This is a genomic window from Streptomyces sp. NBC_01276, from assembly GCF_041435355.1.
Taxonomy (GTDB): Bacteria; Actinomycetota; Actinomycetes; order Streptomycetales; family Streptomycetaceae; genus Streptomyces.
The window spans coordinates 2339666-2354390 of sequence record NZ_CP108442.1; the positions used below are offsets into that span (position 1 = coordinate 2339666).

The 14725-nt window shown below is 71.5% G+C and carries 10 protein-coding genes; 3 read left to right on the forward strand and 7 right to left on the reverse strand.

Going from position 1 to position 14725, the window contains the following annotated elements; translation table 11 throughout:
• Nucleotides 1–94 precede the first annotated feature (94 nt).
• Nucleotides 95–685, reverse strand: coding sequence for a TetR/AcrR family transcriptional regulator (locus tag OG295_RS09810; protein WP_371676526.1), 591 nt, complete (start codon nucleotides 683–685; stop codon nucleotides 95–97).
• An 89-nt stretch (nucleotides 686–774) separates the two neighbouring features.
• Here OG295_RS09810 and OG295_RS09815 point away from each other — a divergent pair, with 89 nt between their 5' ends.
• Nucleotides 775–2316: an MFS transporter gene (locus OG295_RS09815; RefSeq protein WP_371676527.1), complete on the forward strand. Its 1542-nt coding sequence runs from the start codon at nucleotides 775–777 to the stop codon at nucleotides 2314–2316.
• A gap of 77 nt (nucleotides 2317–2393) precedes the next feature.
• Here OG295_RS09815 and serA read toward each other — a convergent pair whose 3' ends face one another.
• The 6 genes from serA to OG295_RS09845 form a co-directional block, all read right to left on the reverse strand.
• On the reverse strand, nucleotides 2394–3983 hold the full coding sequence (gene serA, locus OG295_RS09820; RefSeq protein ID WP_371676528.1) for a phosphoglycerate dehydrogenase: 1590 nt from the start codon (nucleotides 3981–3983) through the stop codon (nucleotides 2394–2396).
• A gap of 285 nt (nucleotides 3984–4268) precedes the next feature.
• Complete coding sequence (gene ilvC, locus OG295_RS09825) at nucleotides 4269–5270, reverse strand: ketol-acid reductoisomerase (RefSeq protein ID WP_030236170.1); 1002 nt, start codon at nucleotides 5268–5270, stop codon at nucleotides 4269–4271.
• A 156-nt stretch (nucleotides 5271–5426) separates the two neighbouring features.
• Nucleotides 5427–5951 carry an acetolactate synthase small subunit gene (gene ilvN / locus OG295_RS09830; protein ID WP_030236168.1) on the reverse strand — a complete coding sequence of 175 codons (525 nt, stop codon included), beginning with the start codon at nucleotides 5949–5951 and terminating at the stop codon, nucleotides 5427–5429.
• 32 nt (nucleotides 5952–5983) lie between these two features.
• The gene (locus OG295_RS09835; protein ID WP_371676529.1) at nucleotides 5984–7870 is read right to left on the reverse strand and encodes an acetolactate synthase large subunit; all 1887 of its coding nucleotides are present in this window, start codon (nucleotides 7868–7870) and stop codon (nucleotides 5984–5986) included.
• Between the two features lie 227 nt (nucleotides 7871–8097).
• The gene (locus OG295_RS09840) at nucleotides 8098–11004 is read right to left on the reverse strand and encodes a putative bifunctional diguanylate cyclase/phosphodiesterase (RefSeq protein ID WP_371681149.1); all 2907 of its coding nucleotides are present in this window, start codon (nucleotides 11002–11004) and stop codon (nucleotides 8098–8100) included.
• Nucleotides 11005–11241: 237 nt separating this feature from the next.
• A complete protein-coding gene (locus tag OG295_RS09845; protein WP_371676530.1) occupies nucleotides 11242–12189 on the reverse strand; it encodes a 2-hydroxyacid dehydrogenase in 948 nt (315 codons plus the stop codon).
• Between the two features lie 73 nt (nucleotides 12190–12262).
• Here OG295_RS09845 and OG295_RS09850 point away from each other — a divergent pair, with 73 nt between their 5' ends.
• Both OG295_RS09850 and OG295_RS09855 read left to right on the forward strand, forming a co-directional pair.
• Nucleotides 12263–13270, forward strand: a complete 1008-nt coding sequence (locus tag OG295_RS09850; RefSeq protein WP_371676531.1) for an aldo/keto reductase — start codon at nucleotides 12263–12265, stop codon at nucleotides 13268–13270.
• Between the two features lie 143 nt (nucleotides 13271–13413).
• Nucleotides 13414–14724, forward strand: a complete 1311-nt coding sequence (locus OG295_RS09855) for a sorbosone dehydrogenase family protein (protein ID WP_371676532.1) — start codon at nucleotides 13414–13416, stop codon at nucleotides 14722–14724.
• Nucleotide 14725 lies beyond the last annotated feature (1 nt).

The following is a 14725-nucleotide window of genomic DNA, read 5'->3' on the forward strand; positions in this document are numbered from 1 at the left end:
CCGCACGGGGCCGGCCGACGGTGCGGCGGCGGGCACGGCCCGGACCTCGCTCGGCCTTCGCCCGGACCTCGCTCAGCGCTCGCTCAGACCTCGTTCATCCCTCCCCGCCCTCCGCCTGGGCCGTGACCCCCTCGGCCACCCGCCGCAGGCCCTCGGTGAACTCCTCCGCCGTGGCGGCGCTCGCCGGGTCGAACAGCCACTGGATCATCAGGCCGTTGAGCAGCGCCTGGTAGACGGTGCCGCGGGTGCGCTCGTCGCGGTCGGTCACCTCGTCCTCCGGGATCCCGGTCAGCATGGAGATCAGGCCCCTGCGCCCCTCCCGCTGCGAGGCGCCGAGCATGGCCCGCAGTTCGGCGTGCCGACCACGGCTCAGCGCGATCTCCAGGCTGGCCGCCCAGACGGGAGCGGTCTCCTCCTGCCGGTCCACGACCCCCTCCCACAGGCCGTGCAGGCGCTCCAGCGAGCCGTCCGCACCGCCCAGGGCGCCCCCGAACCCCTCGCCCCATTCCTCCATCAGGGCGATGAAGGCCTGGGTGAGCAGGGCGTCCTTGGAGCCGTAGTGGTAGCCGATGGACGCCAGGTTGGTGCCGGAGGCGTTGACGATGTCACGCGCCGTCGTCCGCACGAACCCCTTCTCGGCCAGGCACTTCTTCGCGCCTTCGAGCAGATCTTCGCGATGTCCCATGGCGTCACGGTAGCAAGACAACCGTCCCATACAGAAGTTCCATACATCCGTCATAGACAAGCGTTTATGACGGATGTACATTCCTTCTCATGACGAACCCCGCCGCTACGACGCGCCTCGCCGGCCGGCGCGAATGGACCGCGTTCACGGTCCTGTTGCTGCCCCTGCTCCTGGTCTCGATGGACACCTCCGTCCTCTACTTCGCCATCCCGGCCATCACCCGGGAGCTCGACCCGAGCGCCACCCAGCAGCTGTGGATCTTCGACAGCTACGCCTTCGCCCTCGCCGGCCTGCTGATCACGATGGGCTCGCTCGGCGACCGGATCGGCCGCCGCAAGCTGCTGCTGATGGGAGCCGGCGCCTTCGGCCTCGCCTCCGTCGCCGCCGCCTACGCCACCAGCGCCGGGATGCTGATCGCGGCCCGCGTGCTCCTCGGCATCGGCGGCGCGACCCTGATGCCCTCCACCCTGGCCCTCGTGCGCAACCTCTTCCGCGACGACAGGCAGCGCGGCAAGGCCATCGCCCTCTGGTCCGGGGCCATGACCGGCGGCATCGCCCTGGGCTCGGTGCTCAGCGGCGTGATGCTGAACCACTTCTGGTGGGGCTCGGTCTTCCTGATCAACGTGCCCGCGATGCTGCTCCTGCTGCTCCTGGTCCCGGCGCTGGTGCCGGAGTTCAAGGACCCGGCGCCCGGCCGCTTCGACCTGCTGAGCATCCCGCTGTCGACGGCCGCCGTCCTGCCGGTGGTCTACGGGCTCAAGGAGATCGCCGCCGAGGGCTTCGAGCCCCTCTCCCTCGGCTGCCTGCTCGTCGGCCTGGCGTTCGGTTGTGCCTTCGTCCGCCGCCAGCACCGCGCCGAGGACGCGATGGTCTCCCGGGCGCTGTTCCGGGGGCGCGGCTTCGGGGCGGGCATCGGCCTCAACACCGTGGCCGCGTTCGCGATGATGGGCTCGGCCTACTTCACCACCCAGTACCTGCAGTCGGTGCTCGGCATGGGCACCCTGGAGGCGGCCCTGTGGAGCCTCGCGCCCTCCCTCTTCATCGGCGCCGCGGCCCCTGTCGGAGCGGCCCTGGCCCAGAAGACCGACCGGGCCCGCGTCATCGCCGGCGGCTTCGTGCTGGCGGCCGCCGGGTTCGGCCTGATCTCCCTGGTGGGCACCGACTCCCTGTGGCTGCTGCTGGCCGGCGCCGGGGTGCTGGCCTCCGGCATCGTGGTGGTGATGTCGCTGGTCTCCGACATGGCACTGGCCTCGGCCCCCGCCGAGAAGGCCGGCTCGGCCGCCTCACTGCTGGAGACGGGCCAGGAGTTCGGCGGCGCCCTCGGCATGGCGCTGCTCGGCAGCCTCGGCACCGCCGTCTACCGCTCCGACCTGTCGGGCGCCGAGCCCGCCGTCCGGGAGACCCTGGGCGGCGCGGTGGCCACCGCCGCGCAGACCGGCGGAGCGGCCGGCGCACAGCTGCTGGCCCTGGCCCGTGAGGCCTTCGTCCACGGAATGCAGTACGCGGCCTGGGGCGGTGCGGCCCTGCTCCTCGTGGCGGCGGCCGGCGCCCTGGCCCTGGCCCGGAGCGGGAAGGCCGCCGCCCCGGCCGCGGCGGAGCGGGCCGTCCCGGCCGCCGCACCGACGGTCTGAGGCCCGTAGCGGCGGGAGGAGGAGGACGCGAAAGGGCCCGGGGAACACCCCGGGCCCTTTCGGATGCGGTGCGGCGGTCAGCCGAGGTTGACCGTACGGGCCGACGCGGCGCCGATCTCGGCGGAGATGGCCGCGAGGACGTCGACCGGGACCTCGGCGTCGACGGTGAGGACGACGAGCGCCTCACCACCCTCCTCGGCACGGGCGACCTGCATGCCCGCGATGTTCAGACCGGCCTCGCCGAGCAGCTGCCCGACCTTGCCGACCACACCCGGGCGGTCGGTGTAGCGGAGCACGATCATGTGGTCGGCCAGGGCCAGGTCCACGTCGTACTCGCCCACGCCGACGATCTTCTGGAGGTGCTTGGGGCCGGCCAGGGTGCCGGAGACCGAGACCTCCTGACCGTCCGACAGGGTGCCGCGCACGGTCACCACGTTGCGGTGGTCCGGGGACTCCGAGCTGGTGGTCAGACGGACCTCGACGCCGCGCTCCTGCGCGAACAGCGGGGCGTTGACGTAGGAGACCGTCTCGTCGACGACGTCCTCGAAGACACCCTTGAGCGCGGAGAGTTCGAGCACCTTGACGTCGTGCTGGGTGATCTCGCCGCAGACCTCGACGTCGAGGCGAACCGCGACCTCGCCCGCGAGGGCGGTGAAGATGCGGCCGAGCTTCTCGGCGAGCGGCAGACCGGGACGGACGTCCTCGGCGATGACGCCGCCCTGGACGTTGACCGCGTCCGGCACGAGCTCGCCGGCGAGCGCGAGGCGCACCGACGTGGCGACCGAGATGCCGGCCTTCTCCTGGGCCTCGTCCGTGGACGCGCCGAGGTGGGGGGTGCAGACGACCTGGTCGAGCTCGAAGAGCGGGGAGTCCGTGCAGGGCTCCTTCGCGTACACGTCGAGGCCGGCGCCAGCGACGCGGCCCTCCTTGATGGCCGAGTACAGCGCGGCCTCGTCCACGATCCCGCCGCGGGCGGCGTTGACGATGCGGACGGAAGGCTTCACCTTGTGCAGGGCCTCGTCCCCGATGAGACCGAGGGTCTCGGGGGTCTTGGGCAGGTGCACGGTGATGAAGTCGGCGACCTCCAGCAGCTCGTCCAGCGTCAGCATCTTGACGCCCATCTGGGCGGCGCGCGCGGGCTGCACGTAGGGGTCGTAGGCCACGATCTTCATGCCGAAGGCCGACATCCGCTGGGCGACCAGGACGCCGATGCGGCCGAGGCCGACGACGCCGAGGGTCTTCTCGCTGAGCTCGACGCCCGTGTACTTGTTCCGCTTCCACTCGCCGTTCTTCAGGGCGGTGTTGGCCTGCGGGATGTTGCGGGCGGTGGCGACGAGCAGACCGCAGGCGAGCTCGGCGGCGGTGACGATGTTGGAGGTCGGGGCGTTCACGACCATCACGCCGGCCTTGGTGGCGGCGGAGACGTCGACGTTGTCGAGACCGACACCGGCGCGCGCGACGACCTTCAGCTTCTTGGCGGCGGCGATCGCCTCGGCGTCCACCTTGGTGGCGGAGCGGACGAGGATCGCGTCGACGTCGACGATCGCGGGGAGCAGCTCGGCGCGGTCGGCGCCGTTGACGTGCCGGATCTCGAAGTCCGGACCGAGCGCGTCCACCGTGGCGGGCGACAGCTCTTCGGCGATGAGTACGACAGGTTTCGAGCTCACGTGGGTCCTCACAAGTCCAGTGCGGACGGCCGTCCCGACGGCCGCAGGCGGTGGAGGGGGTAGCCGCGTGGAAGACGCACGACACTGTGGGCCTGACGCGTTGTGTTGTGCAGTGTAGTAGCGGATCCGGGCCGGAATTCCGCCTGTACGGAAGGATCACCCGTCCGAGATTGGCCGGGGTGGACAATCCGCGCTACACGAGGCCTACATTCCGGCCATCTCCACCCGTGGGGGCAGTGCGCGGCGGGGCCGGAGCGACACGTCCCGGCCCCGCCGCCCACGAGATCAGCTCTCGTCGCTGTCGACCCAGCTCATCAGCTTGCGCAGCTTCTTGCCGGTGGTCTCCAGCAGGTGGGCCTCGTCGGCCTTCTTGTACTCGTTGTACTTCGGCAGACCCGCCTTGTACTCGGCCATCCAGGTGTTGGCGAACTCGCCGCTCTGGATCTCGGCCAGGACCTTCTTCATCTCGGCCTTGGTGGCGTCGGTGATGACGCGCGGGCCGGTGATGTAGTCGCCCCACTCGGCGGTCTCGGAGACCGACCAGCGCATCTTCTCCAGGCCGCCCTCGTACATGAGGTCCACGATGAGCTTCAGCTCGTGCAGGCACTCGAAGTACGCGATCTCCGGCTGGTAGCCGGCCTCGGTCAGGACCTCGAAACCGGCCTTGACCAGAGCGGAGGCGCCACCGCAGAGGACGGCCTGCTCACCGAACAGGTCGGTCTCGGTCTCCTCGGTGAAGGTCGTCTTGATGACGCCGGCGCGGGTGCCGCCGATGCCGGCCGCGTAGGACAGCGCCAGGTCGAAGGCCTTGCCGGTGGCGTCCTGCTCGACGGCGGCGATGCACGGAACGCCGCGGCCCTCCTCGTACTGACGGCGGACCAGGTGGCCGGGGCCCTTCGGGGCGACCAGGGCGACGTCGACGTTGGTGGGGGGCTTGATGAAGCCGTACCGGACGTTGAAGCCGTGGCCGAAGAAGAGCGCGTCGCCCTCCTTGAGGTGGTCCTTGATGGACTCCTCGTAGATCTCGGCCTGGAGCGGGTCCGGGGTCAGGATCATGATGACGTTCGCCCATTCGGCGGCCTCCGACACGGAGACGACCTTCAGACCCTGCTCCTCGGCCTTGGCCTTGGACTTCGAGCCCTCCTTGAGGCCGACGACGACGTCGACGCCGGAGTCACGGAGCGACAGCGCGTGGGCGTGGCCCTGGCTGCCGTAACCGATGACCGCGACCTTGCGGCCCTGGATGATGGACAGGTCGGCGTCGTTCTCGTAGAACAGCTCGGCCACTGGGATATCTCCTTGGTGCGCTGGTGTTGCTCCCACCGTACGGCGGGGAACGGAATCTGAGTTTGTCGGTCTCGCCATTCGAACCGGGGCATTCGCGCCCCGGAGCGCCGCGGCCGGCGGGCGACCGCGGCCGGGCTCTGACGTCAGGCGCTGCGGTCAGGCACTGCGGTCGAGCGAGCGCAGGCTGCGGTCCGTGATGGACCGGCCGCCACGCCCTATGGCGATGGTGCCGGACTGCACGAGCTCCTTGATGCCGAAGGGCTCCAGCATCTTGAGCATGGCGCCCAGCTTGTCGGTGCCGCCGGTGGCCTCGATGGTGACGGCCTCCGGGGAGACGTCGACCGTCTTGGCGCGGAACAGCTGGACGATCTCGACGATCTGCGAGCGCGTCTCGTTGTCGGCGCGGACCTTCACCAGGACGAGTTCGCGCTCGATGGCGTTGTGCGGCTCCAGCTCGACGATCTTGAGCACGTTGACCAGCTTGTTGAGCTGCTTGGTCACCTGCTCCAGCGGGAGGTCCTCCACGTTCACGACGATGGTGATGCGGGAGATGTCGGGGTGCTCGGTGACGCCGACCGCGAGGGAGTCGATGTTGAACCCGCGGCGGGAGAACAGCGCGGCGATCCGGGCGAGGATGCCGGGCGTGTTCTCGACCAGGACGGAGAGCGTGTGCTTGGACATGTGAGGCGTTCTCTCTCTCAGGCTCTCTCGGCTCAGTCGTCTTCGTTGTCGCCGAAGTCGGGGCGGACGCCCCGGGCTGCCATGACCTCGTCGTTGGAGGTGCCGGCGGCGACCATCGGCCACACCATGGCGTCCTCGTGGACGATGAAGTCGATCACGACCGTGCGGTCGTTGATCGCGTTGGCCTCGGCGATGACCTTGTCCAGGTCCGCCGGGTCCTCGCAGCGCAGGGCGACGCAGCCCATGGCCTCGGACAGCTTGACGAAGTCCGGGACGCGGGTGCCCTTGCGGGGTGCGACGGACTCGCCGAGCTGGGAGCCGACGGTGTCGTGGCCGGTCTCGTCCGCGTGCAGCACGGTGTTGGAGTACCGCTGGTTGTAGAACAGGGTCTGCCACTGGCGGACCATGCCCAGCGCACCGTTGTTGATGATCGCGACCTTGATCGGGATGTTGTTCAGCGCGCAGGTGACCAGTTCCTGATTGGTCATCTGGAAACAGCCGTCGCCGTCGATCGCCCAGACGGTGCGCTCCGGCATGCCGACCTTCGCGCCCATCGCGGCCGGGACCGCGTAGCCCATGGTTCCGGCGCCCCCGGAGTTCAGCCAGGTGCGGGGCTCCTCGTACTTGACGAAGTGCGAGGCCCACATCTGGTGCTGGCCGACGCCCGCCGCGAAGATCGTGCTCTTCGGCGCGAGCGCGCCGATCCGCTCGATGACCTGCTGGGGGGACAGCATGCCGTCCTCGGGCAGGTCGTAGCCCAGCGGGTAGGTGTCCCGCCAGCGGTTGAGGTCCTTCCACCAGGCGGTGTAGTCGCCCGCGTTGCCCTCGGTGTGCTCGGCCTGGACGGCCTGGATCAGGTCGGCGATGACCTCGCGGGCGTCGCCGACGATCGGAACGTCGACCTCGCGGTTCTTGCCGATCTCCGCGGGGTCGATGTCCGCGTGGATGACCTTGGCGAACGGCGCGAAGCTGTCCAGCTTGCCGGTGACGCGGTCGTCGAAGCGGGTGCCGAGCGCGATCAGCAGGTCCGACTTCTGGAGCGAGGTGACGCCGGTGACGCTGCCGTGCATGCCCGGCATGCCGACGTGCAGCGGGTGGCTGTCGGGGAAGGAGCCGAGCGCCATCAGGGTGGTGCAGACCGGGACCCCGGTCAGCTCGGCGAGGACCTTCAGTTCGGCCGTGGCGCCGGACTTCATGACGCCGCCGCCGACGTACAGGACCGGGCGCTTGGCCTGACAGATGAGCTTGGCGGCCTCGCGGATCTGCTTGGCGTGCGGCTTGGTGACCGGCCGGTAGCCGGGCAGGTCCATGGCCGGCGGCCAGGAGAAGGTGGTCTTCGCCTGGAGGGCGTCCTTGGCGATGTCCACCAGGACCGGGCCCGGACGGCCGCTGGCGGCGATGTGGAACGCCTCGGCGATCGTCCGCGGGATGTCCTCGGCCCTGGTGACCAGGAAGTTGTGCTTGGTGATCGGCATCGTGATGCCGACGATGTCCGCCTCCTGGAAGGCGTCCGTGCCGATCGCCTTGGAGGAGACCTGGCCGGTGATGGCGACGAGCGGGACGGAGTCCATGTGCGCGTCGGCGATCGGGGTGACCAGGTTGGTGGCGCCCGGGCCCGAGGTGGCCATGCAGACGCCGACCTTGCCGGTGGCCTGCGCGTAGCCGGTGGCGGCGTGTCCGGCGCCCTGCTCGTGGCGGACCAGGATGTGACGGACCTTCTTGCTGTCCATCATCGGGTCGTACGCGGGGAGAATGGCGCCGCCCGGGATGCCGAAGACGGTGTCGCACCCCACCTCTTCGAGAGAGCGGATGAGGGACTGGGCGCCCGTGACGTGCTCAACTGCGGTGGGCTGGTGTCCACCCGTACGGGGCCGCGGCTGCGGATGGTGGGCCCCGGTGGCCTGCTCGGTCATCGGCATTCTCTTCTCGAAGCTGAGGGTTTTACGAGGGGCGGGGATCCCCCGGATCAGGACCGGGGGCGTGTGCCAGTGCAACAAAAAACCCCTCGTGCCTGGTGGCAAGCGAGGGGAGCGCGTCGGTAGCGTTGAGCGGGGACATGGTGGTCCCAGCTTCAGCCGACGCGCTTTCCAAGTACGAGAATTCGGGTGCGCATGGCACTGACCCTCCCTCCGGCGGGAGGTCGATGTCAAGCGGGTGGGACGGGCGTCTCATTATTTGAGCCTCTACGGATGACCATCGAACCACCGGACGAGCCACCGGCCAAGGCCGGCTGGGCCGTACCGCCCGGTACTGGGAACGTACTCCTCACGAGCGCGCGCCGCAGCCTGTATTCGTCGAGTGGTCCGGAGAAGGCCGCTCCCTGGCCGTGGGTGCACCCCATGGCCCGCAGGGCCAGCACCTGCTCCGGCAGGTCCAGGCCGTCCGCCACGGACTGCATGCCCAGGTCATTTGCGATACGCAACAATCCTGCGGTGATCTTGTGCAGCCGGGCGGACTCGACCACCCCCTCGACCAGCCCCCGGTCCAGCTTGAGGAGGTCCACGGGAAGCCTGCGGAGGGCGCTGATGGCCGCGTAGCCGCTGCCGAAGCCGTCGAGGGCGATCCGGACGCCGAGCCGGTGCAGGGCCGTCAGGCGGCGCTCCAGCTCGTCGAAGGGCACTCTGGGGTCGGAGGCGGCCAGTTCCAGCACCAACGCCCCGGAGGGCAGGCCGTGCCGGGCCAGCAGCGCCTCCACGGAACCGCGGGGCATGGACCGGTCGAGCAGCCGTTGCGCGGTCATCCGTACGGCCACTGGTACGTCGTGTCCGGCCCGGTGGCGCTCGGCGGCCCGCTCGACGGCCTCCTCCAGCAGCCAGCGGCCCAGTTCGGCGGTGCGCGCGGCGTCCTGCCCGGCGGCCCCCGCCTCACCGTGCTCGGCCACCCGGAGGAATTCGGCCGGCGTGAAGAGGATCCCCTGGGCGGACCGCCAGCAGGCCTGGGCGGCCACCGCGGTGACCTCACCGGTGGCCAGCGAGACCACGGGCTGGTGCAACAGGGCGAAATCGCCCTCATGGAGCGCGGTGCGCAGCCGGCCCGCCAGCTCGGCCTTGCGGACGACCTCGGCCTGCATCTGGGGGGCGTACAGCTCGACGCGGTCCTTGCCGCCGGCCTTGGCCCGGTACATCGCCAGATCCGCGTTGCGCATCAGGTCCGAAGGGGTGATGCCGGGGTCGGCGAAGGCCACACCGATGCTGGCGGCGACCCTGACCTCACTGCCCCCGATGCGGTAGGGCTGGGAGAGGGTGCTGCGCAACCGCTCGGCGATCTCGTGCACCTGGTACTCGCGGGCACTGCGGTCGCGGCTGCCGTCGCCGAGGATCAGGGCGGCGAACTCGTCCCCGCCGAGCCGGGCCGCGGTGTCCCCCGCCCGGACGGCGTCCTGGAGGCGGTGGGCGGCCTCGACGAGCAGCTCGTCGCCGGCCTGGTGGCCGATGGTGTCGTTGACCGCCTTGAAGCCGTCCAGGTCGATGAAGAGCACGGCGGTGCTGTGGTCCCCGGCCCGGCGGCCGGTGAGCGCCTGGCGGACCCGGCGGGTGAACAGGGCCCGGTTGGGCAGGTCGGTCAGCGGGTCGTGTTCGGCGCTGTGCTGGAGCTGGGCCTGGAGGCGGACCCGCTCGGTGACGTCCCGGCTGTTGAGGATGAGCCCGCCCTGGTGCCGGTTGACGGTGGACTCCACGTTGAGCCATTCACCGCTGCCCGATTCGAACCGGCACTCGATGCGGGTCGTCGGCTCCTCGGCGGGCGCTGCGGCCAGGAAGCGGCGCACCTCGTGGACCACGCGTCCGAGGTCGTCGGGATGGATCAGGCTGGCCAGCTCGCTGCCGATGAGCTCCTCCGCCTCGCGGCCGTAGACCCCGGCCGCGGCGGGGCTGACGTAGCGCAGGGTCCCGGTGGGCGCGGCGATCATGATGACGTCGCTGGAGCCCTGGACCAGGGAGCGGAAGTGGTTCTCCTTCTGGGCCAGTTCCTGCGTGAGCGCGATGTTGTCGAGGAGCATGATGCCCTGACGGATGACGAGGGCGAGGACCACGGTGCAGCCGGTGAAGACGACCATCCGGTCGACCTTCCGGCCGTCGACGACGTTGTAGAGGATCCCGAGGGTGCAGACGGCGGCGGCGAGGTAGGGAGTGAGGGCGGGCAGCGAGCCGGTGATGGGACGGCTGTGGGGCCGTTCCGCGCGCGGGGGCGCGGCCCGGTCGACGCCGTCGGTCCGGCGGGCCCCCCAGGGCGCGTAGGCGAGCAGCAGGGAGCCGGCGAACCAGCCGGCGTCGAGGATCTCGCCGGAGCGGTAGGTGGTGTTCAGCAGCGGCGAGGTGAACAGCGCGTCGCTCAGGACGGTCAGGGCGAGCGCCGCGATGGCCGTGTTGACGGCGGAGCGGTTGTTCGCGGAACGGCGGAAGTGCAGGACCAGGACCATCGAGACGAGCGCGATGTCCAGGAGCGGGTACGCGAGCGAGAGCGCGGCGCGCGGGACGCTGCCGGGCTCTCCGGACTGGGCGGTGCGCGCGGCGTTGGCGAGGGCCAGGCTCCACGAGAGGGTCAGGAGCGAGCCGCCGATGAGCCAGGAGTCGAGTCCGAGACAGACCCAGCCGGCCCGGGTGACAGGGCGTTTGGCGAGGACGAGCAGGCCCACGATGGCGGGCGGGGCGAAGCAGAGGAAGGCGAAGTCGGCGAGCGAGGGCTCGGGGACCGTCTGGCCGAGGATGACCTCGTACCAGCCCCAGACGGCGTTCCCGAGGGCTCCCATGAGCGAGGAGAACGCGAACATCAGCCAGGCGGGGCGCTCACGCCGGTCGATCGTCCTGGCGTAGTGGTAGCAGGAGACGGCGGCCAGTAACCCTGCCGTACTGAGGCCGAAGTCGCCCATGACCTTGGCGAGTTCCTCGGACCCCCAGCCGAGGGCGGCTCCCACGGCGTACCCGCCGCTGACCACCGCGAGGAGGAGCTGCGCCGCCAGGCCCCCGCCGCCGCCCGCCACGGGCGGCCGGGTCAGCAGCGCCGCCCCCGGGGGGTTCACCGGTCCCCCTCGCCGGCTGGTTCCGGCGCGCCCCATCGTCGCCTCCGGCGGCTCTGCCGCATCGGATCCTTCGTCCATTGGCCGTACATCGCCCGTCGCCCCCCAAAGTGTCCGATCACTCCCCAGCGCCAGACGTACGTGGCGCAGCCCCTGGTTCCGGACGATACACCACTTTCGTCACTCAGCGACATAGCTTCTCTACTCTCCGTCACCACCGGGAGTGTTGTGGACACCCCGCGCATACGGGTGGTTGTGGACCGTGTGCGGCGTGATCTAGTCCGTGACCAGGACGGTGTTGTCCACGGGCTCCCCGGCGGCGAACCGGGTGAGCTGGCGGGCGACCAGCCGCTTCGCCCTGGGTTCGAACGCCGAGCTGCTGCCGCCCACATGGGGGGTGATCAGGACGTTCGGGGCGTGCCAGAGCGGGTGGCCCGGCGGCAGCGGTTCGGGGTCCGTGACGTCGAGCGCGGCGCGCAGCCGGCCGGGTAGCAGTTCCGCCAGGAGGGCCTCGGTGTCGACGACGGGGCCGCGCGCGACGTTCACGAGCAGGGCCCCGTCCTTCATCCGGGCGAGGAAGCCCGCGCCGGCCAGGCCCCGGGTGTTCTCGGTCAGCGGGGTGCAGAGGATCACCACGTCCGCGTCCGGCAGCAGGCGGGGCAGGTCGGCCAGGGCGTGCACCGGGCCGTGCGGAGCGTCGCGGGCGGAGCGGGCCACACGGGTGACGGACCCGCATTCGAAGGGGATCAGCCGGTCCTCGACGGCCGCGCCGATCGACCCGTAGCCGACGATCAGGACGGCCTTGTCGGCGAGGGCCCCGTAGAAGCCGCCGTGCCATTCCTCGCGGTCCTGGCCGCGCACCATGCCGGGGATGCCGCGCAGGGAGGCGAGGGTCAGGGTGAGGGCGAGCTCCGCGGTGCTCGCCTCGTGGACGCCGCGGGCGTTGCAGACCCGGACTCCGGAGGGCAGCCCGTCGAGGCCGCCGGCGAGGTGGTCGATGCCCGCGGTGAGCGTCTGGACGACCCTCAGGGCGGACATTCCGGCGAGCGGGCGCAGGGTGACGGCCCGGGACTTCATGTACGGCGTGACGTAGAAGACACAGTCGGCCGGGTCGGCCGGGAACGATTCCTCACCGTCCCACCGTCGGTAGCGGAAGGAGGTGGGGAGACCCTCGATCTCCTCGGCGGGGAAGGGGAGCCAGACGTCCCCGGTCGCAGCAGTCATGATCACGAGGCTATGCGAAGGGAACTGGATCAAGCCGTTACTTTGAGGTCCGTACCGGGAGGGGGACGCAGGGGTGGAGCGCAGGGCGATCGGGGCCGGGCCGCTGACGGTCGGAGCCATCGGGCTCGGGTGCATGCCGATGAGCTGGGCCTACGCGCCTTCACGACGCCGGGGCGAGGAGTCGCTGCGGACGGTGCACACGGCGCTGGACCTGGGGGCCAACCTCCTGGACACCGCTGACCTGTACGGGCCGTTCACCAACGAGCTGGTGGTCGGACGGGTGCTGCGGGAGCGGCGGGCCGAGGCCTTCGTGTCCGCCAAGGTGGGGCTGCGCGCCGGTGAGCAGCACGTGGTGGCCGACGGGCGGCCGGGGTACGTGCGCCGGGCGTGCGACGCCTCGCTGCGGCGGCTGCGGACCGACGTCATAGACCTGTACCAGTTGCACCGGGTGGATCCGGACGTGCCGGTGGAGGAGACCTGGGGCGCCATGGCGGAGCTGGTCGGCGCGGGGAAGGTGCGGTCGCTCGGGTTCTGCGCGCTGGGCGCGGGGGCCGGGCCCGGGGCCGGACGGCGCGGGGACCGGGGCTACCGGTCGACGGTGCGGCAGTTGGAGCGGGTCCAGCAGGTGTTCCCGGTGACCGCGGTGCAGGCGGAGCTGTCGGTGTGGTCGCCGGAGGCCGCGTGGCAGCTGTTGCCGTGGTGCGCGGCGCGGGGCGTGGGGATGCTGGCGGCGATGCCGCTGGGGAGCGGGTTCCTGACGGGGACGCTGACGCCCGGGCAGGGGTTCGAGGACGCGGACGTGCGGGCGCGGCATCCCCGGTTCACGGCGCACGCCATGGCCTCGAACCAGGTGCTGGTGGCGGCGCTGCGTCGGGTGGCGCTGCGGCACGGGCCGGAGGTCACGCCGGCGCAGGTGGCGCTGGCGTGGGTGCTGGCGCAGGGGCCGCACGTGGTGCCGGTGCCGGGGGCGGAGCGGGCGCGCTGGGCCGCGGAGAACGCCCGGGCGGCGGAGGTGCGGCTGACGGCCGGGGAACTGGCCGAGATCGCGGCGCTGCCGGCGGCGGTGGGTGCCTGGGAGTGAGCCGTGGCGCGGGCCGACCGGACGGTCCGGCCTGATCCCGCACAACCACTCGATCGGGTGTACGAGCGGTGGAACTTCAGGATGTGCCGGACCTGTTGAGAGGGGTGGAAGGCGGGATCGGCGGACCGGAGGGGAGCGGGACCATGCGATACGGACGGAACCGGCGGGACGGCAGCGGGGCGTACGGGAACGGGGCGTACGGGACCTCGGACGGCGGGATCGGGGAGGCGGGGGCCGGAGGGGAGCGGGACGCCGGTGCGGGGCGCCGCGCCGGACCGGGACCGCGCGGTCGGGGCGTGCCGGTGGCGCTCGCGCTGGCGGGGTGCGGGGTCCTGCTGACGGCCGGCTGCTCCTCCGGCGGTGTGCCGAGCGGGGCGGGCGGCTCCCCACCCGGGTCTCCGCCGGGAACGGCCTCGCCGGGGCCTTCGGGGACGGCGCAGGACGCGGGGGCACCTCCGGCCCGGGGCTCGGTGACGGTGTCGGGGGAGGTGGCCAAGGGCCTGGAGTCCCCCTGGGGCGTGGCCCCGCTGCCGGGCGGGGACCTGCTGGTCGCCTCCCGTGACAAGGGCACCATCAGCCGGGTCCGGACGGACACGGGGGCGGTGACGCAGATCGGCAGGGTGCCCGGGGTCGCGCCGGGCGGGGAGGGCGGGCTGCTGGGCCTGGCCCTGTCCCCCACGTTCGCCTCGGACCGGCTGGTGTACGCGTACTTCACGACCGAGTCCGACAACCGCATCGCCCGGATGCGGTACGACGAGCAGAGGCAGGCCGGGCAGCAGCTGGGCGCACCCGACACGGTCTTGCGGGGCATCCCCAAGGGCGTCGTCCACAACGGCGGCCGGATCGCCTTCGGGCCGGACAGGATGCTCTACGCGGGCACCGGCGAGACCGGGGACACCGCGCTGGCCCAGGACAGGAAGTCGCTGGGCGGCAAGATCCTGCGGATGACCCCGGACGGACAACCGGTGCACGGCAATCCGGAGGCCGATTCCGTCGTGTACTCGTACGGGCACCGCAATGTGCAGGGCCTCGCCTGGGACAAGGACAAGCGGCTCTGGGCGGCCGAGTTCGGCCAGAACACCTGGGACGAGCTGAACCTGATCGAGCCGGGCGGCAACTACGGCTGGCCGGAGGTGGAGGGGAAGGCGGGCCGGGCGGGGTTCCGGGATCCGGTGGCGGTGTGGAAGCCGGACGAGGCGTCTCCGAGCGGGATCGCCTGGGCGCAGGGCTCGGTGTGGATGGCCGGGCTGAAGGGCGAGCGGCTGTGGCGGATCCCTTTGAAGGGTGCCGTGCCCGTGGCGGAGCCGGAGGCCTTCCTCCAGGGGAAGTACGGGCGGCTGCGGACGGTGGTGTCCCTCGGCGGGGACCGCTTGCTGCTGGTCACGAGCGAGACGGACGGGCGCGGGTCGCCGGAAGCGGGCGACGACAGGATCCTGACCCTGACGGTGCGGTGAC

Excerpts from the sequence above, each read along its gene's own strand:
- OG295_RS09810 (WP_371676526.1), bottom strand. The coding sequence starts at position 685 with ATGGGACATCGCGAAGATCTGCTCGAAGGCGCGAAGAAGTGCCTGGCC.
- OG295_RS09815 (WP_371676527.1), top strand. The coding sequence starts at position 775 with ATGACGAACCCCGCCGCTACGACGCGCCTCGCCGGCCGGCGCGAATGG.
- ilvN (WP_030236168.1), bottom strand. The coding sequence starts at position 5,951 with ATGTCCAAGCACACGCTCTCCGTCCTGGTCGAGAACACGCCCGGCATC.
- OG295_RS09835 (WP_371676529.1), bottom strand. The coding sequence starts at position 7,870 with ATGCCGATGACCGAGCAGGCCACCGGGGCCCACCATCCGCAGCCGCGG.
- OG295_RS09840 (WP_371681149.1), bottom strand. The coding sequence starts at position 11,004 with ATGGGGCGCGCCGGAACCAGCCGGCGAGGGGGACCGGTGAACCCCCCG.
- OG295_RS09845 (WP_371676530.1), bottom strand. The coding sequence starts at position 12,189 with ATGACTGCTGCGACCGGGGACGTCTGGCTCCCCTTCCCCGCCGAGGAG.
- OG295_RS09855 (WP_371676532.1), top strand. The coding sequence starts at position 13,414 with ATGCGATACGGACGGAACCGGCGGGACGGCAGCGGGGCGTACGGGAAC.